Origin of the sequence: Cellvibrio sp. UBA7661 (assembly GCA_002483365.1) — a bacterium.
Taxonomy (GTDB): domain Bacteria; phylum Pseudomonadota; class Gammaproteobacteria; order Pseudomonadales; family Cellvibrionaceae; genus Cellvibrio.
In genome coordinates this window covers 144,248-170,826 of the sequence record DLHT01000015.1, presented here as the reverse complement: position 1 = coordinate 170,826, position 26,579 = coordinate 144,248, and the positions used below count along the sequence as shown (strand labels likewise).

Here is a 26,579-nt window from a genome sequence, read left to right as displayed (position 1 = left end):
TTTTTTAATGCTTGGTGTTAAAAACGATCGGTTTTAAATAAGGGCTTTGCCATTGCGCACAAAAGTAGGTGCTACCACTTCAACGGTGATGAGCTTGCCGCGCATATCAACCTGACAGTGGCTACCGATAGTCGCTGGTACCCGTGCTAAAGCAATAGAATAGCCCAAGGTTGGCGAAAATGTCCCGCTGGTGATTACGCCTTTTTCATCGCTGCCATCGATACTGACAACTTGTTCTGCGCGCAAGACTCCGCGCTCGCGTAATACCAGCCCCACTAATTTAGGTGCGTTGCCCGCTGCTTTTTGTGCTTCCAGCGCGCGACGACCAATAAAGTCGCGCTCGCTGGGCTGCCAGGCAATAGTCCAGCCCATATTCGCAGCCAGAGGCGATACGGTTTCATCCATTTCATGGCCGTAGAGGTTCATGCCCGCTTCCAGGCGTAAAGTATCGCGCGCGCCCAACCCGCAGGGTGCGACACCGGCGTTGGCCAGGGCGTTCCAAAAATCAACTGCTTGCTCGTTGGGCAACATAATTTCCAGCCCGTCTTCGCCGGTGTAACCCGTGCGGCCAATAAACCAATCACCGGCAGGTAGCCCCTGGAATATTTTCAGGCCGGCAATCACCTGCGCGCGTTCGGCGCTAACCAGTGATGATGCTATGCGTATCGCTTCCGGCCCCTGAATGGCGATCAGGGCCAATTCCTGGCGCTCGGTGACTGTCACCGAAAATGCAGTGGCGACTTTATTCATCCAGGCGAGGTCTTTCTCGCGTGTGCTGCAGTTGACGACGACACGGTACCAATCGCCTAAATTGTAGACAATCAGATCATCGATAACGCCGCCCTCTTCATTGAGCATACCGCTATACAGTGCTTTGCCCGGAACAGAATCCAATTTAGCGACGTCATTCGCCAGCAAATATTGCAGATAGGCTTTGGCATCGGTACCCGCGACATCCACAACAGTCATGTGGGATACATCAAACATCCCCGCGTGTTGGCGCACCTTGTGGTGTTCTTCGATTTGCGAGCCGTAGTGCAATGGCATGTCCCAGCCGCCAAAGTCCACCAGTTTGCCGCCCATTGCTTGGTGAGTGGCATAGAGCGCGGTTTTGTTGCCCATGTTGATACCTATTGAGTTAACTGCAGGATGCTAAAAGATGAGGTTGGGTAAAAAGGGGCGCCATTCTAGGTGCGCGCCCCGCGTGTGTCCAATGTCGGTGCCCGAGGGCTATTCTTTTGGCTCCGTTTTACGTGCGCTATCGACCTTTTCCTTGAGTGCTTCCATATCCGTCATGAACTCTTCCAGGCTGTGGTCGCGGCTGATCCGGACGGCCGGTGGATAAATTTTGCTCATATACAGTTCCCCCGCCAAATGGTTGCTGGCTTGGTACTCTTTGGTCATGGCGATAGCTGAGCCGAGTATGGCGATTGCGGCCAAAACAAGCTGCAACCGTTTTGGCTGCTTGTTGCCTGCGGTGATGAAGTGGAAATAAAGCACGACGGCGCAGATAAAAATCATCGGATGGGAGCTAAACGTCTGCAGTGATTCCCAACTCATTGCATAAGCGAGCAGGCCGCTTCCGTGTTCCCATAACTCCAGAAAAGCCAGGCCGGCGCTGACGATAAACAAATGGCGGCCAAATCGTGCATGGCCATTGAACAGGCGGCTGAACAAAGCCCAGACCCCACTCCAGCCAATTGCAAAGCCGAACACACTGACCAGCTCCAGTAAGTATTTGCTCAGCGTGCCTTGGTTCAAGTCGGCGAGCCAGGTGCTGAGCAATCCGCTGGTCAACAATAACAGCAGGCCGGTAAAGGCGGGTAGCCAGCCTTCCCAGTGATGGTTGGTTGAGTCGCTCACCTCGGCTGCGACCGGATAATCGGCTGTGCGGATGCGCAGATGGGTGTGTCCGAGGCGATAAATATGGTCGCCATCGACCACAAAGAACCGCTCGCGGTTTTTACCCAGCGCGAGACCGTTGTAGCTCCCCAGGTCCGAAATAATCAGCTCATCCAACTGGTTCAGCTCTACCTGCGCGTGGTGCGCGGCGGTGTGTGGGTCATCAAGGATAACCTCGTTGTCATAGGCGCGCCCGATCCGCGCAGGCAAGTGGGTCACTTTGGTGCGGTGCAATACTTCGCCATCCGGCGTCAGTTGTTCGATAAAAACGGGCTGGTTCATGGCGCTACCTCCCCGTTTGCCGGAGTACTTGTTGGAGTGCTTGTTGGGGTGCTTGCCGGGGTGATTGTTGGCTCGTCTGTTTCATTTTCTTTGGTGTCAGTTATTAGAGCGGGTGTTTTATCCGCATCAGCCCGGTCTATGCCCTGCAAAAACAGCGAAATCAATTTCATCCCGTTGTCATAAGCGACACCCTGGATGTTGATCATGCTCTGCAAGCTGGTTTGGCTGTCATCGGTGCTGGCGGTGATCAGGGTGAAATCGTAAAGGCCATTGAACTTGTGATAAGCCTCGGCACAGACCAGTGCACGCAGCGAGATCTTGTTGTGTCTGATGAAATCCTCAGTGCAAGATGCCGGTGTGATGGTCTCGCTCTTGGCGGTGCTGTATACCTGTCCATCAAACATATTGGTCGCGAGCTGTGAGAACTGCATGACGTTGAGCTTTTTGTTGTGCGCGTACTTGTGATGCATGCTGATGTGGCCGGTTTGCATCTCGTTGGAGACGTAAATAGCCGATTCCATCGAACAGTTGATGCTGGCGATGGTGTACGCCTTTTTGGCTGAGCTGTCGGTATTGCCCCAGCAGCGCACCTGATCGGATTCCCGCACCGGCACGCGGTAAGGTCCGAGGGATTTGATGCTGAAAGGCTGTTCCAGCAATTTATCGACCATGACGGTTTGATGTTCCAGTAATTGCTCGCCGATGATCGGTTTGAAATCCTCTGGTGGAGCCATATCGCTGGTGACACGTGAGAGTAGCGCCTGTACATAACGCACCGGCACCAAAAAACTCACCAGTTCGCCATCGCGCCGGTGCGCCACATTGACTCCGGCAACTTGTCCGTCGGCGGTCACGTTGGGGCCGCCGCTCATGCCGGAATTCACCGCGCCGGTAAACATCAATTGGTCGGAAAAGCCGCGCGTACTAATACCGTTATAGGTTCCCTCGGAAATGGTAAAGCCCAAGTCGAGCGGGTTGCCTAATGAGTACAGGTGTTGTCCTTGATGCAGCTTCACCAACTCGGGTTGGTCTTTGCCTTGCGATGCATGGGGCACCTTAAAAAATCCGCTGCCATTGCGCGCAATGCGCACAATCGCCAGATCGTGCAGCACATCTACGGCCAGTAGTTCGATGGAACCGCTTTTGCCGCTGGTGTCTTTGTATTCGCCAAAATAGGTTTCGGGTTCCAGCGCAATTTGCGATACCACGTGAAAATTGGTCACAACCAGATTGGAATTGCCAATCAAAAACCCCGAGCCAACCGACGATTGGCTATTGCCGTTTTTGAGCAATACGCGCAATTGCAACAAATTCTGCTGGGCAGAGGCATAGAGTTGTTGTGCGGCCGAGGATGGGGCAGTGTTGGGTGTTGTGTTAGCTGCTGTGTTGGGGGTGTCGGTTTGTGCCGCGACACCCAAGCTGGCCATCAGCGTGAGCGCGAAGGTCAGGGGGCGGTAGAAAAATCTCATGAAGATCCTTGCAGTAGTTGAGTCGTCAAGTAATAAAACCATCAAGATAAATGCGGGATTACAAGGCAGGCGCTGTGAAAGGATAGGCGCTGCAAAAGGATAGTAGCGACTATTTTGTGGCAGAGGTAGAAAGATTTGTAGTGCTGCCACCCGCTGCTGGGTTTAGCGATCAGGCGTTCGCGCCAGTGCCCAAATATCCACTTGTCTGGCACCGGCTTTGAGCAAGAGTTCACTCAGTGCGCGTGCGGTGGCGGTGGTCGTTACCACATCATCTACCAGCGCCACATGCTTATTTTTCAGTCGGGCAATCGCTGCGGGGTTAATCCCAAAAGCCTGCTTTTGGTTGCGCAGTCGCTCTTTGCGCCCCAGGCCTTTTTGCGAATGGTGATGGCGTGTCTGGGTTGCAGCTGCCAAAACCGGAATCCCCAGTTGTTTGCCAGACCAATAAGCCAATAGTTCGCTTTGGTTAAAGCCGCGTTGCCAGCGCTTGCGCCAATGCATGGGAACCGGCACCAGAAAATCCGGGCACTCATACTTGCAGTGCTCAGCCAATAGCCTTGCCAACACTTTTCCGCTGCTTAACTGGCGACGGTATTTGAACTGCTGGATTAAAAAATCGAAGGGATAGTCGTAGGTAAACGGAATGCAGGAGCGTGTGAAGGGGGGTGGGTAGCGCAAGCATTTACCGCATAAAGGAGCATCGCTGGCCATCGGCAGGGCGCAGCATCCGCACAAATGGCTCTGGTGTGATTGGTATGGCAGGGCATGAGCGCACTCAGGGCATAGTAGCGGGTGTCTGGCATTAGCCAAACCGCACAACAAGCAGGGGGCAGGCAGCAGCCGGTTGGCCAGTGTGGTAACAAGAGCGAAGGGCGAAGATAGCAAAGCAAGCGGATTGATCGGGTGAGGCATAAAAATCCTTATCAATAAAGCGGGGCGAGTCCTTTGAAAGGCATTTTCAATAACCGGGCGATGCTTGTCAAAGCGGCGAAGTCAGCCTGAAGGGGGCCGCCGTCAATCCAAAATTTTCCGCAGTAAACCTGCAGGAGGCTTTTTGGTTGACAGCGAAGTTTGCTCGGTTAAGATGAGGCCATCTGTTTTCGTCTATATGGACTTTTTATGAACGCCAGCTTTGCCCCTACTATCCGTCACGATTGGGCCCGCGCCGAAATCCTCGATTTGTTTGCTATGCCGTTCAGCGACCTGATGTTTCAGGCGCAATCAGTGCATCGCGCCTACTTCAATCCCAATGAGGTGCAAGTCAGTACGCTCTGTTCGATTAAAACTGGAGCCTGCCCGGAAGATTGCGCCTACTGCCCACAGTCTGCCCGTTACGACACCGGACTTGAGCGTGAAAAATTGATGGCGGTGGAAAAGGTCATCGAGGAAGCCAAAGCGGCAAAAGCCTCGGGTGCTACCCGTTTTTGCATGGGCGCGGCCTGGCGCTCACCTAAAAATCGCGATATGCCTTACGTCACCACTATGGTTAAAGGTGTAAAAGCGCTGGGGCTGGAAACCTGTATGACGCTCGGCATGCTCGATGAAGATCAAGCGCAAGAATTGGCCAGCGCTGGTTTGGATTACTACAACCACAATCTGGATACATCGCCTGAGTACTACGGTGAAATCATCACCACGCGCACCTATCAAGACCGTTTGGAAACCCTCGCCAATGTGCGCAAAGCAGGCATGAAAGTCTGCTGCGGCGGAATTGTCGGAATGGGCGAAGAAGAATCTGACCGCGCCGGTTTATTGCAGCAATTGGCGAACATGTCCGAGCATCCTGAATCGGTGCCGATCAATATGCTGGTTAAAGTAGGCGGCACGCCGCTGGAAAGCGAAGCCGATCTCGATCCATTTGAATTTATCCGCACCATCGCCGTAGCGCGCATTTTAATGCCTAAATCCCACGTGCGTTTATCGGCCGGGCGCGAGCAAATGAATGAGCAAACCCAGGCGATGGCATTTCTGGCCGGTGCCAACTCCATTTTCTACGGCGAAAAATTACTGACTACACCCAACCCTGAAGCCAACAAAGACATGCAGTTATTCAACAAGCTCGGCATCAAGCCTGAAGCTTATGAAGTGCATCAAGATGAAAGCGAACAGGAAGCCGCGATTGTGAACAAGCTGCAAGAAGCGGCAATGGATTCCCTGTTTTACAACGCCTCCAAATAACGCATCGCCATAATGTATCGGTTGTTTGCTGTGCAAGGGTTAACGCCAGTGCGATTTTTTATCGCGCTGGCGTTTATCTTTTTTGCAACAGGCTGTGCTCAAGTCGATAACTCATCATCCGTTAAACAATCCGCCATACATGAAACTATCGCGAACCATGTGCGCGATGAAAGTGCACCGCTCAATGCTGCTCAACTCAAGCAGCCATTGGTCGTCGATGGTGAAATTGATTCTGTTTGGGCAACCGCAACGCCCCTGAAATTCAATACTGATTGGCAAGGCCGTGCCACAGCAACCCCAACACAAGTGCGCGCACTCTGGGCGCAAGACGCGCTTTATTTATTGTGGGAATTGGAAAACGCTGCGCTGCGTAATACCGACCATCAGTTTTCTGCCGGGCAGGAACGCAACAAGTTGTATGACGAAGATTGTGTAGAAATTTTCATCGCGCCTAACCCTGCTAATCCTTACAAATATGCCGAAATAGAAGTCGGGCCTTTTGGGCATTTTATGGATCTGTGGGTGGATCGCCGCCGCAAAACACATGAGTCTTCCTGGTCATCCAATGTGAGTGTTGCAGCAACGCAAAATGCATTACATAAAACGGTAGTGATTGAAATGGAAATTCGCGCGCCCGACATTACACGCGCATTGGTAGCGGGCGCGCAATTGCCGATTGGGCTTTATCGTTTGGAAGGCAACAATCCGCGGCAGTATCTCGCTGCTTTTCCTACGCATACCCGCATCGCCAATTTCCATGTGCCGGACGCTTTTGGTGTGCTGGTGTTGAATCCCTAATTTTTTGTTTATCGCAGCGATTATTGCGCGCCGATAATTTTCTTGTGGTTACTTCTGTGAACATAGATCAAACACTCGCTCCTGCCCTTGCTGAACGTCGTGCAGCGCATTTGTACCGCACACGCAAATTGTTGCAGTCACCACAAATGCCACAGGTAATCGTTGACGGTAAGCCTTATCTCGCGTTTTGCAGTAATGATTATTTAGGTTTAGCGAATCACCCCGATGTTATTTCCGCATTGCAAGCGTCTGCGCAAACATTCGGTGTAGGCAGTGGTGCATCGCATTTGGTTGCGGGGCATTCCAGTGAACATCATGCACTGGAGGAAGAACTGGCCGCATTTACCGGCCGTGAGCGCGCCTTATTATTTTCCACTGGCTACATGGCTAATATGGGCGCAATTACCGCATTGGTTGGACAGGGCGATGCAATATTTGAAGACCGTTTGAATCACGCCAGTTTGTTAGATGCAGGCTTGTTAAGCGGCGCGCGCTTCCAGCGCTTTTTGCACAATGATGTGGATAATTTGCAAAACCGGTTGGATAAAACTGACGCGGCGAGAAAATTAATTGTCGTGGATGGTGTGTTCAGTATGGATGGCGATTGCGCGCCCTTGCCGGAGCTTGCTGCGCTGGCGCAAAAAAATAACGCCTGGCTCATGGTAGATGATGCGCATGGTTTTGGCTGCCTTGGAAAAACCGGTGCGGGCAGTGCAGAGCATTTCGGTTTGACGCAAGAGCAATTGCCTATTTTGATGGGCACACTCGGTAAAGCCGCAGGCAGTTTTGGTGCTTTTATCTCGGGCAGCGAAATATTAATTGAAACGCTCATTCAATTTGCGCGGCCCTACATTTACACCACTGCGATGCCACCGGCAGTTGCCGCAGCAACACGTGCGAGTTTGCGCATCATCCAACATGAACACTGGCGACGTGAACACCTTGCGCAACTGATTGCGCATTTTCGTAAAGGAGCGGCAGCGCTGGGCTTACAATTAATGGATTCGTTTTCGCCCATTCAGCCGATTGTGATTGGCGATGAAGCCAAAGCATTGTTGATTTCACAAAAGCTGGCTGAGCGCGGCATTTTAATTATTGCGATTCGCCCGCCAACGGTGCCAGTTGGCAGTTCGCGTTTGCGCATCACGTTTTCAGCGCAACATACCATCGAGCAGGTCGATCAATTGTTGGCAGTGTTAGCCGATGTTATCGATGCGGTGGAGCGCGAGGTTGCGCATGATTAATCTGGTGCTTATCCACGGCTGGGGTTGTGACAGCCGCACCTGGCAGCCGGTGTTGGAGCCCTTGCGATCTATTGCTGCAGTCACAGTAATTGATCTGCCGGGTTTTGGTTCCGCTGCTGCATTGCCTGAATTTTCTCTCGATGCTGTGCTTGATGCGCTTGCAACACAATTGCCCGCAAAATCAGTGGTTGTGGGTTGGTCGCTTGGCGGCATGCTTGCCGTGCAATTGGCTGCGCGGTTTCCCGAACGTATCGATGCCGTGATTACCTTGGCGGCGAATGCAAAATTTGTTGCATCAATCGATTATCCAACAGCGATGCCGCGTGCGATCAATCGCCAATTCAACCAGGGTTTTGAGCAAGACCCGCAAGCTACGTTGAAATTATTTGGTGGCTTGCTGGTGCAAGGCGATGCAAATGAACGAGCCTTGCTAAAACAGTTGCGCCGTATGGAGGCGGGTGTAATTTCACCTGCTTGGCTGCAAGCGTTACAGTTATTATCGGTGTTGGATAATCGTGAAATTTTGGCGCAATTGCGTCAGCCTTGTTTGCATTTGTTTGCTGAAAAGGATGCCTTGGTTCCGATCGCAGCTGCCGCCGCAATAAAAGACATAAATCCGCAACAGGATATTGTTGTGCTGGACAATACCGCCCATGCAGTGCACTGGAGTCAACCGCAACAGGTAGTAGATTGCATCGGCAAATTTTTACTGCAACATGCAGTTGGTGGTGATCTCGATAAAAAAAAGGTTGCCCAATCATTTAGCCGTGCAGCACAAACCTATGATTCGGTTGCACAACTGCAGCGCGATATTGGTTCGGTTTTGTTGGAGCGATTGCCCGCGTTGTTGCCTGAACAGTCGGTGGTGATGGATCTTGGATCGGGTACCGGATTTTTTACGCAGCACATAGTGCATCGTTATCCGCATGCGCAGGTGATCGGGTTGGATATTGCGGAAGGTATGTTGCGCTACGCATCCACGCAACTGACATCGGCACATTTATCCCATATCCGGCAGGCTGATGTGAAATGGATTTGTGGTGATGCAGAACATTTGCCGCTGGCGGATAACAGTGTGGACGTTATTTTTTCCAGCCTCGCCATTCAGTGGTGCAATAATTTGCCGCAGTTGTTTTGTGAGCTTGGGCGCGTGCTTAAACCGGGTGGACAATTGTGCATCGCAACGCTCGGGCCGGATACATTGCATGAATTAAAAATGGCGTGGCAAAAGGTGGATAATTACGTTCACGTAAATCGTTTCCAGTCGTGTGAAAATATTGTCGCTGCGGTAGAGCAGGCGCGACTGGTTGCCGACGAACTGAAACAGGAAAACTGCACACTTCATTACGCCCAGCTCAATGAATTTACGCGCGAATTAAAATCCCTGGGCGCGCACAATATCAATACAGGAAAGCCCGAGGGGCTTACCGGGCGTGCGCGCTTACTCGCGTTCAAAAATGCTTACGAGGCTTTCCGCACCGCGCAAGGGTTGCCCGCGACTTACGATGTTATCTATTTAACAGCACACAAAATTTAACGGCACACAGATCTCATGGCTAAAAAAACATTTTTCATAACGGGAACGGACACTAACGTCGGCAAAACACTCATCGCTGCGGGTTTGTTGGTCGCTGCAAAAAACACTGGGCTTAGTACCGCTGCATTAAAACCGGTTGCGGCGGGTTGCGAAAAAACTGACGCGGGTTTACGCAATGATGATGCCTTGTTGTTGCAGTCGGTGATGACGATACCGCTGGCTTATGAGCAAATTAATCCTATCGCGCTACAAGCGGCCATCGCTCCACATATCGCCGCGCAGCAAGAAAAACGCATTTTATCGGCCGATCGGTTAGCGGGTTTTTGTCGTGGCAGTTTGGGACAGGCCGATTTCACGCTAATAGAAGGTGCGGGTGGTTGGCGCGTGCCGTTAAATCCGCAAGAGACGCTGGCCGATGTGGCCAAGTTGTTACGTGTTCCGGTTATTTTGGTTGTCGGTGTGCGATTGGGGTGCATCAATCACGCACTGCTCACTGTGGAGGCAATCCGTAACGATGGTTTGTTGTTAGCTGGTTGGGTCGCCAATTGTATTGATGCCGATATGCCGGTGTTGCATGAAAATATCCAGAGTTTGGCTGCGCGCATTCCTGCGCCCTGTTTAGGTGTCATTCCCTGGTTGGCCGATGCGAAACCCGAAGCGGTGGCTGCCGAATTTATACCTGAATCGCTCTCTCAATTATTCTCATCATGATGCCTGTTTTTGCTATTGCATGTATTGCGCGCGTGTTGCGATTAAGCGTGCTGTCTGCCTTGCTGTTTTTAATAACAAGTTGCACATCTGTACCTGCGAAACAAAAAATTCCTGTCGCCAATACTGAACACATTATTCATTTTATTTATCGCGAATGGCATACCAGCATTTTGATCGATGCAAACACCGCTGCGCTTTACAGTAAGCACTTAAAAAAAGAAGCGCAGGGGCAGCGTTATATTCGCATCGGCTGGGGCGATGGCAATTATTTCACTGGCAAAAGTAAATCGGTTGGCGCGGCAACCAAAGCATTAATCGCCTCCAGCCATTCAGCGCTGCAGGTCATTACCTACATGCAATCGCCTTTTGCATCCATTCCGGAAGAGACGCGCGTGGCTATCGCTGTGAGTGATAAAGGCATGCGCAAGTTGCTCCGTTATCTGGATGACTCGTTTGCACTGGATGAGTCCGGACAGCCTATTCCCCTTCAGGCCTACGTTGAAGGCGCAGGTCATTTTTACCGGGCGAGCGGTCATTACAGCGTATTTAGTAACTGCAACACCTGGAGTGGTCGCGCTCTTCAAGCTGCCGGGTTGCCGGTGCGCAGCAGTTTGCAGTTAACAGCGCAGAGCGTATTCGAGCAGGCCAGTTATATATCCCAACATCAACAGACGCTTGGGTTGCTCAATCACCTGGAATAATTCCCGGTTATATCGCTGCACTTTTTAAAGCTAACTTGTCTTAAAATCCCTATTTTGCACGGCAAATTCGCCTGTTTTTTAAGCGCATTGCAGCGTAAACTGTTAATAACAGTGGGGAAGTCTTTCTGATAGGTTTTCCTCGCGACACCAATTCACGCACTACTAGCCAAGAGGGGATACTGATGGACGTAGGTTCTGTCGTTAACCAAGGTTTGATTGGCATGCAAAAAAGCCAGTCATCCATGTTGCAGTCTGCCCAGCAAATTGCCCAGGCGGGTACTACCCAGCGCGATAACCCGCAAGCGAACGATGTTGCTGAGCCGCTGATCAATATCAAAGTACAAAGCCAGTTATTTGATAGTTCAGCCAAGGTAGTTAAAGCCGCTGATGAGGCTATTGGTACCTTGCTGGATGTGCGAGCCTGATGTACCGGGCTTAATCAGGAGGTGAGTTGAGTGATCAATAATATCCAGTCTAACTACGCCAACACTGTTGCGCCGTTCGCGCCGGTGGGTCGTGCACCTGTTAGTCAGGAAACCACTGATCTGAAATCATCTACTTTTCGCCCCGCTGAGCAGCTCGCTGAATCAGGGCGCGCACTTAATCGCCGCTTTCCTGATGAGCGTCCCAATGATGATGTGGAGCGTGACCGTGTCGAGCGCGGTGCTCGTAGTAATGGTGATGATCCTGCTGCTCGTGAAGCTGCCGCAAAGAAAAAAGTAGAGCAGGAGCGGCAGCAGGCGGAGCGCGACCAAATTGAGGTGCTTGCCGCACGTGACCGCGAAGTGCGGGCACACGAGCAATCCCATGCTGCTGTTGCAGGTCAGTATGGCGGCAGTCCAACCTATTCCTTTGTTCGCGGCCCGGATGGGGTCAGTTATGCTGTCGGTGGTGAGGTCCAGATTGATACCAGTCCTATCCTTGGTGACCCCGAAGCAACCTTGCGCAAGGCACAGCAATTGCGTCGTGCGGCTAATGCGCCTGCCGAGCCGTCTTCGCAGGATGGTCGTGTAGCTGCATTAGCGGCACAAATGGAGTTGCAAGCGCGCACTGAGTTGGCCGAGCTGAAATCAACAGAGGCAGCGCAGAGCCGCGAGGCTGTGGCTAGCGGCGATGGCGCGCGTCAGGGTGAGAATGCGCAGCAAGCTACTTCCGGTGAAACCTCTGATGTCGAAATGCGCGCGCGCGATGAGCGGGAGCGTGAGAAACAGCGTATCGAAGAGGAAGAGGCTCGTTTGCAGGCGGATCAGGAGCGGTTTGAAGCAGAGCAGCGCTTGTTGGATCAGCGTCAGGCGCGGGCAGAGTTTTTCAATGAGGGGGCTCGCCGCAATATCGACCTGAATCGGCGCCTGATTGAAATTGGCGTGCTTGGTTCCGATACCGGTATTGGGAGTTTCCTGAATAAAACAGTGTAGGTTCATCTAATGGTCATTTTTGCTGTTTTATAGTTTGGCTATTGTTATAGTGTGTTGGCTTTTTGCGCGTATCGATCAATTAAACTGCCAGTTTGAGAAATATCCGGTTTAAATGGCTATTTCCCTTGACCGCACTAATATCCCTCCCTATAATTCGCGGCCTCACTTGAGCAGTTGGCAAGTTTGAGTTTCAGTCGCGGGGTGGAGCAGCTTGGTAGCTCGTCGGGCTCATAACCCGAAGGTCGTTGGTTCAAATCCAGCCCCCGCAACCAAAATTCTTTGCTTCTTGTTGTTTTTCTTAAACAAGAAACAGGTAGAGAAAAAGGGACTTCCCGGCTCTCGCCAGAACTAAGAAGTATTGAATCCGCTTTTTCGTAAGGCGAATTCAAGTCGAGAAGCCCCTTTATGGGGCTTTTTTGTATTTGTAGTTTTTGGGGTTAACGGTTGTTGAAGCTAATCCCCTATCACGCAGGCCTGCGTGATGACAGATGTAAACGTTCGAATGGGCCTTGTGCCCATTTTTGTTTTTTGGGCTGCTGTTTTTCGCAGCGATTGATTTGAATGCGGACCAAAGCATGGCTTCCAAGCAAGAATTGTTAGAAAACCTGATTGCTCCTGTTGTTTCATCCCTGGGCTGCGAGCTTTGGGGTTTGGAATATTTGACGCAGGGGCGTTACACCACTGTGCGTATTTTTATCGATGGTGCCAACGGGGTGTCGCTTGATGATTGTGAGCGAGTCAGTCGCCAGATCAGCAGTGTGTTTGATGTAGAAGATCCAATTGATGGTGAATATACCTTGGAGGTGTCATCCCCCGGACTGGATCGTCCTCTTTACACAGAAGCGCATTATGCTCGCTATGTGGGTGAAACAATCAGTGTGCGTTTGCGTATTGCGCGTGATGGTCGTCGTCGCTTTAAAGGTGTTATCACTAAAGTTGAAAATGGCGATGTGTTTTTGCAGGTTGATAATCAGGAAGTACAGGTATCTATCGATGTTATCGATAAAGCCAATGTAGAGCCTCGCTATGAAGAATTGATGCGTGCAAACAATTTGAGTGATAAAGATTAATCGCGTGAAAAACGAATTTTTTGCAAAAAAATTGTAAAAACGTGAGATGGAAAACGTAATGATCTAGGGCACTTATTTGTTGCGCTAGCTTGAGGAGTTAACAGAGGCAAACCAATGAACAAAGAAATTTTGCTGGTCGCTGATGCGGTATCCAATGAGAAAGGCGTTGATAAGGAATTAATTTTCCAGGCGATTGAAACCGCACTCGCTACAGCTACCAAAAAGCGTTTCGACGAAGACTCAACAATTGAAGTTAGCATCAATCGTGCTACTGGCGATTACGAAACTTATCGCAGCTGGGAGTTGGTTGCTGACGATGTTATGGCTGAGCTGGGTACCCAACTGTATTTGGATGAAGCGCGCGATAAGGATGCTTCATTGAAAGTAGGCGATATTTATCGTGAAAAAATTGAAAACGCAGAATTTGGCCGTATTGCGGCGCAGACTGCAAAGCAAGTTATTGTGCAAAAAGTGCGTGAAGCTGAACGCGCGCAAATGGTTGACGAATACCGCGATCGCATGGGCGATTTGATCAGCGGTACAGTGAAAAAAGTAACACGCGATAGCATTATTGTTGATTTGGGTAATAACGCCGAAGGTGTGTTGCCGCGCGATCAATTAATTGGCCGTGAAATTTTCCGTATGGGTGATCGTATTCGTGCTTTGTTGTTGGAAGTACGCACTGAAGCGCGCGGCCCGCAATTATTACTGAGTCGTTCCAATCCACAGATGTTGGTGGAGTTATTCAAAATTGAAGTACCTGAAATTGCTGAAGAAGTTATCGAAATTAAAGGTGCTGCACGCGACCCTGGTTTACGTGCAAAAATTGCAGTAAAAACCAATGACGGACGAATTGATCCGGTTGGTGCTTGCGTTGGAATGCGTGGTTCGCGTGTTCAGGCGGTATCGAACGAATTGGGCGGTGAGCGCGTGGACATTGTGTTGTGGGATGATAATCCTGCGCAATTTGTGATCAATGCAATGTCTCCAGCCGAAATTGAATCGATTGTAGTTGATGAAGATGCCAACTCAATGGACTTGGCCGTAAATGAAGAAAATTTGGCAATGGCAATTGGCCGTGGCGGTCAAAACGTGCGCCTTGCGTGCGAATTGACGGGCTGGAATATCAACGTGATGAGTATTGCTGACTGGCAAGCGAAACAAGAAGCAGAGTCAGGCAGTTACATCAATATGTTCATGAGCGCGTTGGATGTTGATGAAGATATTGCTGGCGTTCTCGTAGAAGAAGGTTTCACTACGCTTGAAGAAGTTGCTTACGTTCCGCTTGAAGAAATGTTGGCAATTGATGGTTTTGATGAAGATATCGCAGAAGAGTTACGTGCGCGTGCAAAAGATGCGCTTTTGACACAAGCGTTGGCTTCTGAAGAGCGAATTGAAGGCGTAGCGCCAGCGGAAGATTTGTTAGGTATGGAAGGTATGGATGGAGCACTGGCCGCAGAATTGGCGCGTCGTGGCATCGTCACCATGGAGGACTTGGCAGAGCAATCCATTGATGAATTGGTAGATATTGAAGGTGTTGATGCGACTCGTGCCGCCGCACTGATTATGAAAGCGCGCGAGCCCTGGTTTGCCTAAGTGTGAGCCACCCTGTGAGCAAAACCCTGTAGGCAACGAACAATCCCTGAGGAAAAACAATGGCAGAAGTAACCGTTAACGAACTCGCCAAGTCGATAGGTGCACCGGTCGAGCGTTTGCTCAAGCAGATGCAGGAAGCTGGTTTACAGCATAAGAATGCCGAGGCAAAAGTTTCTGATGATGAGAAACAACGCCTGTTGAATTTTTTAAAGAGCAGTCATGGTGAGGCGGCTCTGGAACCTAAAAAAATTACTTTGCAGCGTAAAACTACCACTACCATCAAAACCGGTACGGGTAATGCAAAGAAAACCGTGAATGTTGAAGTGCGCAAAAAGCGTACTTACATCAAACGCGAGGATGAAGTGGCAGAATCCGCTGTTGTGGCAGACTTAGAGCCAGAAATTGAAGCGACCCCTGAGCCAATCGTTGCTGAGGTCGCGCCTGCACCAATGCCGGAGCCTGTGGTGGTTGAGGTTGTTGAGCCAGCCGTTGTCGAGCCTGAAGCTGCTGAGACAACTGTTGCAGAAACCCCTTCGCATCGCATTTCGTTTACTGATGGCATCGAAGAGAAGCGTCGTGCGGCTATTGAGCGTCGTCAAGCTGAAGAAGCTGCACGTCTTGCCGAGATAAAAGCGCGTGAAGAAGCCAAGCGTGAGGCTGAAAATAATCGCCGCAACTCTGCGCGTACAGAAGCTCCGGCTGATAAACCAGCCGCCCAGGCTCCCGCTAAGAGTGCCAAGCCAGAAAGTCGCGGTGCAAACAAAGGCGCTAAGCCTGCTGTAGCGGTCATTGCTCCGCCGGCAGAAAAAGAAGATACCCGTCACGGTCATGGTCACAAAAAACACCACCATGGTCGTAGCGATGATGATTTTGATGAGGAAGGCGCTGGTAAGCGCAGTGCAGGTAAGCCGGTCAAAAAAGGCGCTGCGACTCCGAAAAAAGCAGCAAAAATTGATCTGCTGGACTTTGTTGGTGATGACGGTGAAGACAGTGATGTATTGGCACGTCGTAGTCACATCCGTGCGCATCACAAAAAGACCAACAAGCACGCCTTCAAAAAGCCGACAACGCAAATTGTGCATGAAATTGATGTGCCGGAAATGATCCCTGTGGCCGAGTTGGCGCAACGGCTTACCATCAAAGTAAACGAGCTGATCAAGCGCTTGATGAAGATGGGCGTTATGGCTTCTATGAATGAATCCATTGATCAGGATACTGCGGTATTGATCGTGGAAGAATTGGGCCACAAAGCCAATCTTGTCAGTGAAAACGATATTGAACATGCATTGGAAAAATCGTTGGAAACTGAAGGTGAGTTGACTACCCGTGCGCCGGTAGTGACCGTAATGGGTCACGTTGACCATGGTAAGACGTCGCTGCTTGATTACATCCGTGAAGCCAAGGTGGCATCCGGTGAAGCGGGTGGTATTACCCAGCATATCGGTGCTTATCGCGTATCAACGTCACGTGGTGAAATCACCTTCCTGGATACTCCTGGTCACGCCGCGTTTACCGCAATGCGTGCCCGCGGTGCCAAGGCGACTGACGTGGTTATTCTGGTAGTAGCCGCAGATGACGGTGTGATGCCGCAAACTGAAGAAGCGATTCTTCACGCCCGCGCTGCAAACGTGCCTATCGTGGTAGCGATCAACAAGTGCGATAAGCCATCGGCTGATCCTGATCGTGTAACCAATGAATTGGTTGTTAAAGGTGTTATCCCGGAAAACTACGGTGGCGATACCCAGTTTATTCAGGTATCTGCCCATACTGGTCAAGGGATCGACGAGCTGCTGGAAGCTATTTCCTTGCAAGCTGAAGTATTGGAGTTAACGGCGGTTACCAATGCTGCGGCGAAAGGCGTGGTGATTGAATCGCGCGTTGATAAAGGCCGCGGTACTGTTGCGACTGTGTTGGTACAACAAGGTACTTTGAAGCAAGGTGATTTGTTGCTCGCGGGTCAGAGTTATGGACGTGTTCGCGCCATGATGAACGAGCGTGGCGAACAAGTGAAAGAGGCTGGGCCATCAACTCCGGTTGAAATTTTGGGTCTGGATACTCCGCCGAGCGCTGGTGATGATTTCGTGGTGCTGGATGACGAGCGCAAAGCGCGTGAAGTGGCTGCATTCCGTGCCGAGAAAGAGCGTAAAGAGAAACTTGCGCGCTTCCAGGCCGCCAAGCTGGAGAATATGTTCTCCAACATGGAAGCTGGCCAGAAGAAGACACTGACTGTTGTCGTGAAGGCAGACGTACGTGGCTCTCTCGAAGCTATCCAGGCATCGTTGGCTGAGATCGGTAACGAAGAAGTACAAGTGAATGTGATTTCTTCCGGTATTGGTGGAATTACCGAAAACGATGTGAACCTGGCGATTACCTCGGGTGCCATCATCGTTGGCTTTAATGTGCGTGCTGACGGTGCGACTCGTCGTCTGGCAGAATCCGAAGGCGTGGATATTCGCTACTACAGCATCATTTACCAATTGCTGGATGAAGTGAAAGCGGCACTGAGTGGTATGCTTGATCCTGAGCGTGTGGAGACCATTGTTGGTATTGCCAACGTGCGCGAAGTATTCAACTCGCCCAAATTTGGCCAAGTGGCTGGATGTATGGTGGTTGAGGGTACCGTGTACCGCAATAAGCCAATCCGTGTATTGCGCGACAACGTAGTGATTTTCACCGGCGAATTGGAATCGCTGCGCCGCTTTAAAGATGACGTTGCTGAAGTACGCAATGGCTTCGAGTGTGGTATCGGTGTGAAGAACTACGATGTGAAAGTCGGTGACCAGATCGAAGTTTACGAAGTGAAAGAGGTTGCCCGTCAGCTTTAATGCATGAGGCAGTACCTGCGCCCCACCCCTGCGAGGGGGTGGGGCTTTGTTATTTTTAAGTCCTCCCTAACCCTCCTTTTTCAAAGGAGAGAAATTAGCTCCTCCCCTTTGAAAAAGGGGAGGTCGGAGGGGATTTTTACTACTGAGGTTAATGGCGAATGCCAAGAGAATTTACCCGTTCAGACCGCGTATCCGATGCAATCCAGCGTTTGTTGGCTCAAGTGATTCCGGCTGAAATCCGCGATCCGCGTATTGGTATGGTCAATATCAATGAGGTGACTGTCACTCGCGATATGGCTTTTGCCAAGGTCTACGTGACCTTTGTTGGCCGTGATGATGAGAAAGAAAGCCTTGAGGCAGCAGCTATCCTCAACAAAGCGAGCGGTTTCTTACGTACCTTTCTCGCAAAAGAGTTGAGCATGCGTACTGTGCCCAAGTTGCAATTTATTTATGACAAAACCTCAATCAAGGGGCAGGTTTTGTCATCCCTGATTGATCGCGCGATGAAAGAAGATAGCCTGCATCAACACGATGATGAACCCGATGGCGCGCCATCAAACGATAAAGGCGAGTAAGCGGGATGGCGCGTAGAAAAGGCCGTCCTGTTGATGGCGTATTGTTACTGCATAAGCCCGCGGGCATGACGTCTAACCATGCCCTGCAGCGAGCCAAGCGGTTGTTTTTTGTGGAAAAAGCCGGACATACCGGCGCGCTTGATCCCTTGGCAACCGGTGTGTTGCCTCTGTGTTTTGGCGAAGCGACCAAATTTTCGCAGTTTTTGTTGGATGCCGATAAAGGCTATCGCACCTGTATTCGCTTGGGTGTCACCACTGATACTTGTGATGCTGATGGTGAGATCATCGAACAAAAGTCCACTGCAGGTATTACACTTGCCCAAGTAGAGGCTGCACTAAAACCCCTGCGCGGCGATATTTTACAAGTGCCTCCCATGTATTCCGCGCTGAAACTCAATGGCCAACCGCTGTATAAAATGGCGCGCCAGGGAGTTGAAGTGGAACGCGCGCCTCGCCCGGTCACTATCCACAAAATGGACATTCTGGCATTTCGTGCAGGTGAGGCGGCTGAAGTTGAGCTGGATATCCTTTGCACCAAAGGCACCTACATTCGCTCGATTGCGGTAGATTTGGGTGAGGCTCTGGGGTGCGGAGCCCATGTGAAAACCTTGCATCGCTCTCAAGCGGGGCTATTCACTGAATCCCAATGCGTCACCCTTGAAGAATTGGAAGCGCGCTTCGCTGCGGAACAAGAAGCCAAAGGTGATGATGCGGGCTTCGCTGTTTTGGATAGCTACCTGCTCAGTGCCGATGCGCCAGTCGCCAGTCTTCCTGCGATAGATCTTCCGGCAAATAGCGCCTATTACTTTCGCTTGGGGAATCCGGTTATGGTCTCCAAGGTCTACCGATTTGGCGAGCAAGGTGCTATTGTGCGCGTCTTTTGTGCAGAAACCGAACAATCACCCCGCGTGTTTCTCGGGTTGGGTAGCATCACCGGTGAAGGTGGCGTGGCCCCCAAACGAATTTTGGCCAACCGCTCGGCAAACGAGGTTTAGGTTGGATAAGGATTTATCGATACGGCATTGCCCATCGATAAAAAGCCGCGGATGACATCCATTTTTTATGGAATGGATAATCACCGCAACAACCCTCCTGTAAATATGCACGGGCGGGCTGTAATTGAATCGCATATTAATGAGGAAAACATCATGGCACTGAGTGCTCAAGAAAAAGCGGCAATCGTTAAAGAGTATCAACAAGCAGAAGGTGACACTGGTTCACCCGAAGTCCAGGTAGCTCTGTTGACTGTAAACATCAACAAACTGCAAGGCCACTTCGCTGACCACAAGGCAGACCACCATTCACGTCGCGGTTTGATCCGCATGGTTAACTCCCGTCGTAAATTGTTGGACTACCTGAAAGGTAAAGACTCTTCTCGTTACGTTGCCCTGATTCAAAAATTAGGTCTGCGCCGTTAAGTTTGTCCAGTGCCCGCTCTGCGGGCACTTTTATTTTGTAAGCTGATGTTCCGAAATGAAAAGTAGTGAATGGAGACGCGCTGGTGAGAAGGTGATTGGCGCAGCTGCAGGATGCACAGGTTGTTTTATTTTTATTGTGATGATGAAAAAGCAAACTTAAGACGCGTAACAATTAACGCAATTGATTTTTAGTGAAAACAAAGGATAAAAGAGTGAATCCGATTATTAAAAAGTTCCAATACGGCAACCAAACCGTAACCCTCGAAACTGGCCGTATCGCACGTCAAGCGACCGGTGCAGTACTGGCAACCATGGGTGAAGTGTCTGTACTTTGTACCGTTGTAGGTGCAAAACAAGCATCACCAGGCCAAGATTTCTTTCCACTGTCTGTGCATTATCAAGAGAAAAGTTATGCCGCTGGCCGTATTCCTGGCGGATATTTGAAGCGTGAAGGCCGTCCCTCCGAAAAAGAAACCCTGACCTCGCGTTTGATCGATCGTCCGATCCGTCCATTGTTCCCCGAAGGTTTCCTGAACGAAGTACAAGTGGTTTGTACGGTTGTATCCACCGACAAACAATACGATCCCGATATTGCTGCCATGATTGGTACCTCAGCAGCGCTGGCGATTTCCGGCATCCCGTTTAACGGCCCGATTGGTGCTGCGCGTGTGGGATACACCCAGGACGAAGGTTACATCCTCAACCCAAGCTTCAAGCAACTCGAAACCTCTGAGTTGGACATGGTAGTAGCGGGTACCAAAGACGCAGTATTGATGGTGGAATCCGAAGCAAAAGAATTGCCGGAAGACATTATGCTCGGTGCCGTTCTCTATGCTCACCAGGAGTTACAAGCTGTTGTTCAGGCCTGTGCAGAATTGGCGCGCGATGCAGGAAAGCCGCGTTGGGATTGGCAGCCACCAGCGCCAAACACTGCACTGACCGATGCATTGGTTAAAAACTTTGGCGATTCAATCGGCATGGCTTACCGCATCACCGACAAAGCCAAACGTTATGACCGTTTGGGCGAGCTGCGTACACAAGCTGTTGCAGAATTGGCAACCGAAGCGACCGGTTTCTCAGCCGATGAAGTTAAAGCCGAATTCGGCATGGTTGAATACCGTTTGGTGCGTTCACGTATCGTAGCGGGCGAGCCACGTATCGACGGCCGCGACAACAAAACTGTGCGTCCAATTCAAGTAGAAGTTGGCGTGTTGGGCAAAGCCCACGGTTCTGCATTGTTTACCCGTGGTGAAACCCAAGCGCTGGTAGTAGCGACTTTGGGTAACGCGCGCGATGCACAAATCATCGACTTCCTCGAAGGCACCAAAAAAGATGCTTTCCTGCTGCACTACAACTTCCCTCCTTTCTCGGTAGGTGAGTGTGGTCGTATGGGCGCAACTGGCCGTCGCGAAATCGGCCACGGCCGTTTGGCGCGCCGCGGTGTTGCTGCGGTTCTGCCAGCTGAGTCAGAGTTCCCTTACACCCTGCGTGTGGTGAGTGAAATTACTGAATCTAACGGTTCAAGCTCCATGGCTTCTGTGTGTGGTTCTTCATTGGCATTGATGGATGCGGGCGTTCCGCTGAAAGCACCAGTTGCCGGTATCGCGATGGGCCTGGTGAAAGAAGCCAATGGCTTTGCGGTATTGACCGATATCCTCGGCGACGAAGATCACCTGGGCGATATGGACTTTAAAGTAGCCGGTACCACTAGCGGTGTAACTGCACTGCAAATGGACATCAAGATTGAAGGTATCACCGAAGAGATTATGGAAATCGCACTGGAGCAAGCTCTGGCAGCGCGTTTGCACATTCTCGGCGAGATGAACAAAGTGCTCGCGAAATCACGCGATGTGGTGAGCGAAAATGCACCGCGTTTTGAAACCATCAAAATCCATCCGGACAAGATCCGCGACATCATCGGTAAAGGCGGTGCGACTATTCGTGCAATCACCGAAGAAACCGGCTCTTCTATCGACATCGATGATGACGGTACCGTGAAGATTTACGCTGACAATACCGATGCATTGAACGCTGCTATTTACCGCGTACAAGGTATTGTTGCTGAAGCGGAAATCGGTGCGATTTACGAAGGTACTGTAGTGCGTATCGTAGACTTCGGCGCATTTGTTAACTTCCTGCCAGGCAAAGACGGCTTGGTACACATCTCTCAAATCGCCGACGAGCGCGTAAACAGCGTGAGCGATTATTTGAAAGAAGGTCAGGTTGTTAAAGTGAAATGTTTGGATGTAGACCAACGTGGTCGCATCAAGCTTTCTATCAAAGAAGCCTTGGCAGAAGAATCAGGTGCTGCTCCTGCACCAGCAGCGGAAGTGACTGAAGAGTAATTCTTCGCTCAATTTCCCTGAGCCAAATAAAAACGCCCGCATCGAAAGATGCGGGCGTTTTTATTTGCGAGGTATTTTTAATTCCACGCCATAAGCGGGTTCAGAAACCGATACCAGCCAGTAAATTTCAGTGGTGCGTTTAATACGGTTAAGCAAATGCAGTCTTCATTTTGCAATGCGGTGGGGCTGTGTTTGTGGGTGGTATCGCGGGCGATGAAATCGCCTTGGGAATACACGCCCAGTTCATCGGAGAAACTGCCGCTTAATATAACGGTGTATTCAAAACCTTTATGGGTGTGCGTGGGGACTTTTGCGCCGGCGCTGATTTTTTGTAGTGCAACCTGAAAACCTTTCACATTAATAAGTGATGTGAGATCAAACCTGCTGATTTCTTTGGTTTGGCGTTGCCAGGGTAAATCCTGTAATGATGCAGGCAAATAGCGCAACAATGGATTGGTGTAGTGCTGCGTAACTCTTGCATCGTCCTGCACTTCCAATTTGGGTTTTGGTGCTTGCGAATGATCATGCGGCTCAAGCGTTGCCATGAGCGTATCAAACGCATCCTCCTCGGTGCTGGCAGGCTTGATGGTTTCCAATAATGCGCCACCAAGGTGATTGAAATTTTTCACCAAATCGCGGCATTCATGACAAAAACAAAGATGTACAGACACAGCCAACGCTTGCGGTAGGCTCAAGCTGCCTGCTGCATAGTTCATCAATGTCATATCATCGGGATGATGAGTGCTCATATCTCTTTAGCCTCAAACATAACGCGTAATTTCTGCAGAGAAAGGCGCAAGCGGCCTTTGACTGTACCCAAAGGAATATTTAATTCCTCTGCCACTTCCTCGTGGGTTTTACCTTCGTAATACACTTTGCGCAGCGCGATCATTTGCTCTTCGGGTAAATGGGCAATGGCAGATTTCACAAACTTTTCAGTCGATAAATTCTGGATCGAACAGATGGTGGTATCTTCTGTTGGAATTTGCCACAGCTCTTCGGTTTCGATCACCACTTCTGCGCGGGTGCGATTTAATTTACGTAACATGTCGATGCGTTGGTTGCGTGTAATGGTAAAAATCCACGTGGGAACCGACGCGAGCGATTCAGAATATTTTCCGGCGTTACGCCATACATTGGTCATCACTTCTTGTACCAGGGCTTCTGCATGTTGGCTAAAACCCTGATTAACCGCGTAGGCTTTAATGCGCGGTGCAAAATATTGATAGATCTGACGGAATGCCGCCTTGTCATCGCTCTCGGCGACGCGTGCCAGGAGTGCTCCCCAGTTGGGTGCATCGCTGTGGGCGGTAGAGTCATTCATCGACACGGCCTTGGTTGTTGTCATGTGAAGTCTCATTATCGCTTACCGTTAGGATTTATGTAGCTTTTTGCTCACTGTCAATACGCTTTGCCTTGGCGGCTGGATCATTTCTGCGGCTATTCCATTTGAACTTTTTCACACTTAGCCAACTTTCTTGCATTTTTCATTTGTAAATTGATCGTAAAAAAAATCCCTCGCGTAAATCAACCCGCTAACGCTGCTCCTGCACTTGTAAACCAAGCGCAGGGATTCCCTTTGATAACACATTAACAAGCTGCTGATTTGATCAGTAGGAGGGTAAGGAAATGAAGCTAATGAAAGGCTTTTTACTAGTGCTATTAAGCATTTTCATGGTCGCCTGTGGTGGCGATGATGATAAAGACAATGTGAGTATTTCGATCAACCCTGCTACCGCCACCATAAAGGCGGGTGCAACCCAAAGTTTCACCGCCAGCGTGACCGGCACCAAAAACACAGCAGTATCCTGGTCGGTGGTTGAAGCTAACGGTGGTAGCGTGACCTCATCCGGTGTTTACACCGCACCTGCGGCTGCAGGCACCTATCACGTCACTGCAACCAGTGTTGCGGACAAGAAAAAAAGTGCGACTGCAACCGTCACTGTAACGCCATTGCAAAAAACCATGGTGCGCGTGTTCCATGCATCGCCCGATGCCCCCAAAGTGAATTTGTGGGTGAACGATGCGGTGGTGGCTTCTGCGTTGGATTACCAAAAATCAACCGGCTATCTGACGCTTGATGAAGGTACTTACAAAGTTGCCGTGGAAGGCATTATCCCCGGCGGTAATGCTGTGGTTATCGGCCCTGTGAATTTGTCCTTGGCGGGTAATACAGATTACGACGTTATCGCAGTTAATAGCGTGAGTGCTATTGAGCCTCTGGTGCTGAGCGATACCGGCAGCCTGAGCGACAACACCAAAGTACGTGTGCGTGTTGCACATCTGGCTGCAGCTGCACCGGCGGTAAAAGTATTTGTGACTGCGCCCGGAGCTGACTTGGCTTCATCTGCTGCGCTGGGGACTTTTGCATTCAAAGAAACCTTGGGTGCGGTAGAAGTAGCGGCGGGTGATTATCAAATCCGCGTGACGCTTGAAGACAACACCGTGGTGTTCGATTCCGGCACTGTCACCCTGGCTGCCGGCAAAGACTTATTGGTTGGTGCAGTGCCTAATGTCGGTACTGGTTCATCACCAATCCAACTGGCGGTACTGGATGGCGATGCTGTGGCAATGATCAGCGACAAGAGTGCTGGTGCTGATTTGCGTGTAGTGCACAATTCGGCAGATGCACCTGCGGTAGATGTCACTGCAAACAATGATGCCACTCCAGCGATTGCCAATCTGGCATTCCCTGAATCAACTGGTTACATCAATCTGCCAGCGGCCACTTACAACTTTAAAGTGACCCCTAACGCAGCAGCTGCTCCGGTGGTGATCAATGCCGATGTGCCGCTTGCCAATGGTTCAGCCTACACCCTGATTGCAATGGGTTCATTGGCGACTATCGAGCCGGTATTGCTGAATGATGACAATCGCTCTGTCGCTACCGAAGCCAAAGTGCGTTTGGTGCATGGTTCTACCCTGGCAGGCAACGTTGATATCTATGTGACTGCCCCGGGTGCTGGTATTGCCAATGCAACACCGGCGTTCTCTGCAGTTCCTTTCAAGGCGAACACTGGTTACGTCAGTCTGGCAGCAGGTGACTATGATGTGGTGATCGCGCCTGCCGGAACCAAAACTGAAGCTATTAAAGTCGGTGTTGCGCTGGAGGCGGGTGGTGTTTATACCGCGATTGCCCGCGACGGTGCTGGTTTGACTGCTGCTCTGGGTGTGATTGGTTTGGACGGTCTTGCGCCCAACAAAACCCATGTGCGCGTATTCCACGCTTCTGCTGATGCACCCAAAGTGAACCTGTGGGTGGATGGTGCTGTCGTGGCCTCCGGTCTTGATTACCAAAAATCAACTGGCTATCTGGAGTTGGATGCGGACACCTACAACGTTGCCGTTGAAGGCATTATCCCCACCGGCAATGCAGTAGTGATTGGCCCTGTTGATTTGGCGTTAGAGCGCAATACCCGTTACGACGTGATCGCTGTCAACTCAGTTGCCAATATTGAGCCTTTGATCCTGACCGATATGGGCAAGCTTGCCAACGCTAACAACGTGCGTGTGCGTGTTGCGCACTTGGCTGCAGCAGCGCCTGAAGTGAAAGTCCATGTGACTGCTCCTGGCGATGCCATTTCTGATGCAACCTCATTGGGTAGTTTCTCGTTCAAGGAAACCCTGGGCCCTGTGGAAGTGCCAGCCGGTACTTACCGCATCCGTGTGACCCTGCCTAATAACACTGTGGTGTTTGACTCAGGTTCCGTTGCGCTCACCAGCGGTAAAGACTTGCTGATCGGTGCTGTGCCCAATGTAGGCACTGGTTCATCGCCCATTCAATTGGCGGTGCTGGATGGCGCGAACGTAGCGGTATTGAGTGATGCAGCAGCCGGTGCCAATTTGCGTGTAGTGCATGCATCAGCCGATGCCCCAGCGGTAGATGTGATCGCTAATGACGGTACAACACCTGCTATAAGCAATCTGGCGTTCCCGTCATTCACTAACTATCTGAACCTGCCTGCGGCTACCTACAACTTCAAAGTGGTTCCAACGGGTGCTACCACCCCAGTGGTGATCAATGCCAATGTTGCTCTGGCGAACGGCACCGAGTACACCTTGTTGGCAGTGGATGCGCTGGCGAACATCAAACCGCTGCTGTTGACCGACAATAACCGCAAAGTGGCCACTGAAGCCAAAGTCCGTTTGGTACATGCATCAACCTTGGCTGCTAACGTGGATATCTATGTGGTGGCTGCCGGTGCGTCTATCGCCAATGCAACACCTGCATTCAGCAATGTGCCATTCCAGGCTGAAACAGGTTATGTATCGCTCGGGGCAGGTAATTACGATGTGATCATTACCCCAACCGGCACCAAAACCGAGGCGATCAAAGCCACGCTCACCTTCGCTAATGGCATGGTGTACACCGCCATTGCGCGCGATGGCGTTAACTTGACCACACCTTTGTCTGTGATTGGTTTGGATGGATTAGCCCCTTGATCCTGACTGGCTCGCACTGAGCCCGTTTCCGATTCCCTCTTCTGCGCCCGGATAGTTCCGGGCTTTTTTA

At 50.8% G+C, this 26,579-nt stretch carries 22 protein-coding genes, 1 tRNA gene and 1 pseudogene; 17 read left to right on the top strand and 7 right to left on the bottom strand.

Going from position 1 to position 26,579, the window contains the following annotated elements; genetic code table 11:
- Positions 1 to 33: 33 nt before the first annotated feature.
- From gcvT to B2739_RS12845, 5 genes and pseudogenes are all read right to left on the bottom strand, one after another.
- Entirely contained in the window at positions 34 to 1,122 is a 1,089-nt protein-coding gene (gene gcvT, locus B2739_RS12865) for a glycine cleavage system aminomethyltransferase GcvT (RefSeq protein WP_331346248.1), read from the bottom strand.
- 108 nt (positions 1,123 to 1,230) lie between these two features.
- Positions 1,231 to 2,184, bottom strand: coding sequence for an FHA domain-containing protein (locus B2739_RS12860; protein WP_331346247.1), 954 nt, complete (start codon positions 2,182 to 2,184; stop codon positions 1,231 to 1,233).
- The gene (locus B2739_RS12855) at positions 2,181 to 3,653 is read right to left on the bottom strand and encodes a serine protease (protein WP_331346246.1); all 1,473 of its coding nucleotides are present in this window, start codon (positions 3,651 to 3,653) and stop codon (positions 2,181 to 2,183) included. The genes B2739_RS12860 and B2739_RS12855 overlap by 4 nt, the downstream gene beginning before the upstream one ends.
- Before the next feature lie 162 nt (positions 3,654 to 3,815).
- Positions 3,816 to 4,331 (bottom strand): ComF family protein, encoded by a 516-nt coding sequence (locus B2739_RS12850; RefSeq protein ID WP_331346309.1) that lies wholly within the window; start codon positions 4,329 to 4,331, stop codon positions 3,816 to 3,818.
- Positions 4,332 to 4,388: 57 nt separating this feature from the next.
- Positions 4,389 to 4,565: pseudogene (locus B2739_RS12845) on the bottom strand (hypothetical protein); the annotation flags it as partial.
- Between the two features lie 207 nt (positions 4,566 to 4,772).
- Here B2739_RS12845 and bioB point away from each other — a divergent pair.
- The 16 genes from bioB (at position 4,773) to pnp (ending at position 22,066) form a co-directional block, all read left to right on the top strand.
- The gene (gene bioB / locus B2739_RS12840) at positions 4,773 to 5,831 is read left to right on the top strand and encodes a biotin synthase BioB (protein ID WP_331346245.1); all 1,059 of its coding nucleotides are present in this window, start codon (positions 4,773 to 4,775) and stop codon (positions 5,829 to 5,831) included.
- 12 nt (positions 5,832 to 5,843) lie between these two features.
- Complete coding sequence (locus B2739_RS12835) at positions 5,844 to 6,629, top strand: carbohydrate-binding family 9-like protein (RefSeq protein WP_331346244.1); 786 nt, start codon at positions 5,844 to 5,846, stop codon at positions 6,627 to 6,629.
- A gap of 56 nt (positions 6,630 to 6,685) precedes the next feature.
- Positions 6,686 to 7,873: an 8-amino-7-oxononanoate synthase gene (bioF, locus tag B2739_RS12830; RefSeq protein ID WP_349681269.1), complete on the top strand. Its 1,188-nt coding sequence runs from the start codon at positions 6,686 to 6,688 to the stop codon at positions 7,871 to 7,873.
- A complete protein-coding gene (bioC, locus tag B2739_RS12825; RefSeq protein WP_331346243.1) occupies positions 7,866 to 9,410 on the top strand; it encodes a malonyl-ACP O-methyltransferase BioC in 1,545 nt (514 codons plus the stop codon). The genes bioF and bioC overlap by 8 nt, the downstream gene beginning before the upstream one ends.
- A gap of 15 nt (positions 9,411 to 9,425) precedes the next feature.
- Complete coding sequence (bioD, locus tag B2739_RS12820; protein WP_331346242.1) at positions 9,426 to 10,121, top strand: dethiobiotin synthase; 696 nt, start codon at positions 9,426 to 9,428, stop codon at positions 10,119 to 10,121.
- The gene (locus tag B2739_RS12815) at positions 10,118 to 10,822 is read left to right on the top strand and encodes a DUF2459 domain-containing protein (protein WP_331346241.1); all 705 of its coding nucleotides are present in this window, start codon (positions 10,118 to 10,120) and stop codon (positions 10,820 to 10,822) included. The genes bioD and B2739_RS12815 overlap by 4 nt, the downstream gene beginning before the upstream one ends.
- A 182-nt stretch (positions 10,823 to 11,004) precedes the next feature.
- Positions 11,005 to 11,247 carry a hypothetical protein gene (locus B2739_RS12810; RefSeq protein ID WP_049632517.1) on the top strand — a complete coding sequence of 81 codons (243 nt, stop codon included), beginning with the start codon at positions 11,005 to 11,007 and terminating at the stop codon, positions 11,245 to 11,247.
- Positions 11,248 to 11,277: 30 nt separating this feature from the next.
- The gene (locus B2739_RS12805) at positions 11,278 to 12,237 is read left to right on the top strand and encodes a putative metalloprotease CJM1_0395 family protein (protein WP_331346240.1); all 960 of its coding nucleotides are present in this window, start codon (positions 11,278 to 11,280) and stop codon (positions 12,235 to 12,237) included.
- A gap of 195 nt (positions 12,238 to 12,432) precedes the next feature.
- Positions 12,433 to 12,509 (top strand) — tRNA-Met (locus tag B2739_RS12800).
- A gap of 303 nt (positions 12,510 to 12,812) precedes the next feature.
- Positions 12,813 to 13,307 (top strand): ribosome maturation factor RimP, encoded by a 495-nt coding sequence (gene rimP / locus B2739_RS12795; RefSeq protein ID WP_331346239.1) that lies wholly within the window; start codon positions 12,813 to 12,815, stop codon positions 13,305 to 13,307.
- 114 nt (positions 13,308 to 13,421) lie between these two features.
- Positions 13,422 to 14,903, top strand: coding sequence for a transcription termination factor NusA (nusA, locus tag B2739_RS12790; RefSeq protein WP_331346238.1), 1,482 nt, complete (start codon positions 13,422 to 13,424; stop codon positions 14,901 to 14,903).
- 59 nt (positions 14,904 to 14,962) lie between these two features.
- Complete coding sequence (gene infB / locus B2739_RS12785) at positions 14,963 to 17,728, top strand: translation initiation factor IF-2 (RefSeq protein WP_331346237.1); 2,766 nt, start codon at positions 14,963 to 14,965, stop codon at positions 17,726 to 17,728.
- 158 nt (positions 17,729 to 17,886) lie between these two features.
- Entirely contained in the window at positions 17,887 to 18,303 is a 417-nt protein-coding gene (gene rbfA, locus B2739_RS12780) for a 30S ribosome-binding factor RbfA (protein ID WP_331346236.1), read from the top strand.
- 5 nt (positions 18,304 to 18,308) lie between these two features.
- Positions 18,309 to 19,298 carry a tRNA pseudouridine(55) synthase TruB gene (gene truB / locus B2739_RS12775; RefSeq protein WP_331346235.1) on the top strand — a complete coding sequence of 330 codons (990 nt, stop codon included), beginning with the start codon at positions 18,309 to 18,311 and terminating at the stop codon, positions 19,296 to 19,298.
- Between the two features lie 153 nt (positions 19,299 to 19,451).
- Complete coding sequence (rpsO, locus tag B2739_RS12770) at positions 19,452 to 19,721, top strand: 30S ribosomal protein S15 (protein ID WP_049632519.1); 270 nt, start codon at positions 19,452 to 19,454, stop codon at positions 19,719 to 19,721.
- Between the two features lie 212 nt (positions 19,722 to 19,933).
- Positions 19,934 to 22,066, top strand: coding sequence for a polyribonucleotide nucleotidyltransferase (gene pnp, locus B2739_RS12765; protein WP_331346234.1), 2,133 nt, complete (start codon positions 19,934 to 19,936; stop codon positions 22,064 to 22,066).
- Positions 22,067 to 22,143: 77 nt separating this feature from the next.
- Here pnp and B2739_RS12760 read toward each other — a convergent pair whose 3' ends face one another.
- Positions 22,144 to 22,815, bottom strand: coding sequence for a ChrR family anti-sigma-E factor (locus tag B2739_RS12760; protein WP_331346233.1), 672 nt, complete (start codon positions 22,813 to 22,815; stop codon positions 22,144 to 22,146).
- On the bottom strand, positions 22,812 to 23,414 hold the full coding sequence (locus B2739_RS12755; protein WP_331346232.1) for a sigma-70 family RNA polymerase sigma factor: 603 nt from the start codon (positions 23,412 to 23,414) through the stop codon (positions 22,812 to 22,814). Before B2739_RS12755 ends, B2739_RS12760 begins: the two co-directional genes overlap by 4 nt.
- A gap of 281 nt (positions 23,415 to 23,695) precedes the next feature.
- Here B2739_RS12755 and B2739_RS12750 point away from each other — a divergent pair, with 281 nt between their 5' ends.
- Positions 23,696 to 26,509: a DUF4397 domain-containing protein gene (locus B2739_RS12750; RefSeq protein ID WP_331346231.1), complete on the top strand. Its 2,814-nt coding sequence runs from the start codon at positions 23,696 to 23,698 to the stop codon at positions 26,507 to 26,509.
- Positions 26,510 to 26,579: the final 70 nt, after the last annotated feature.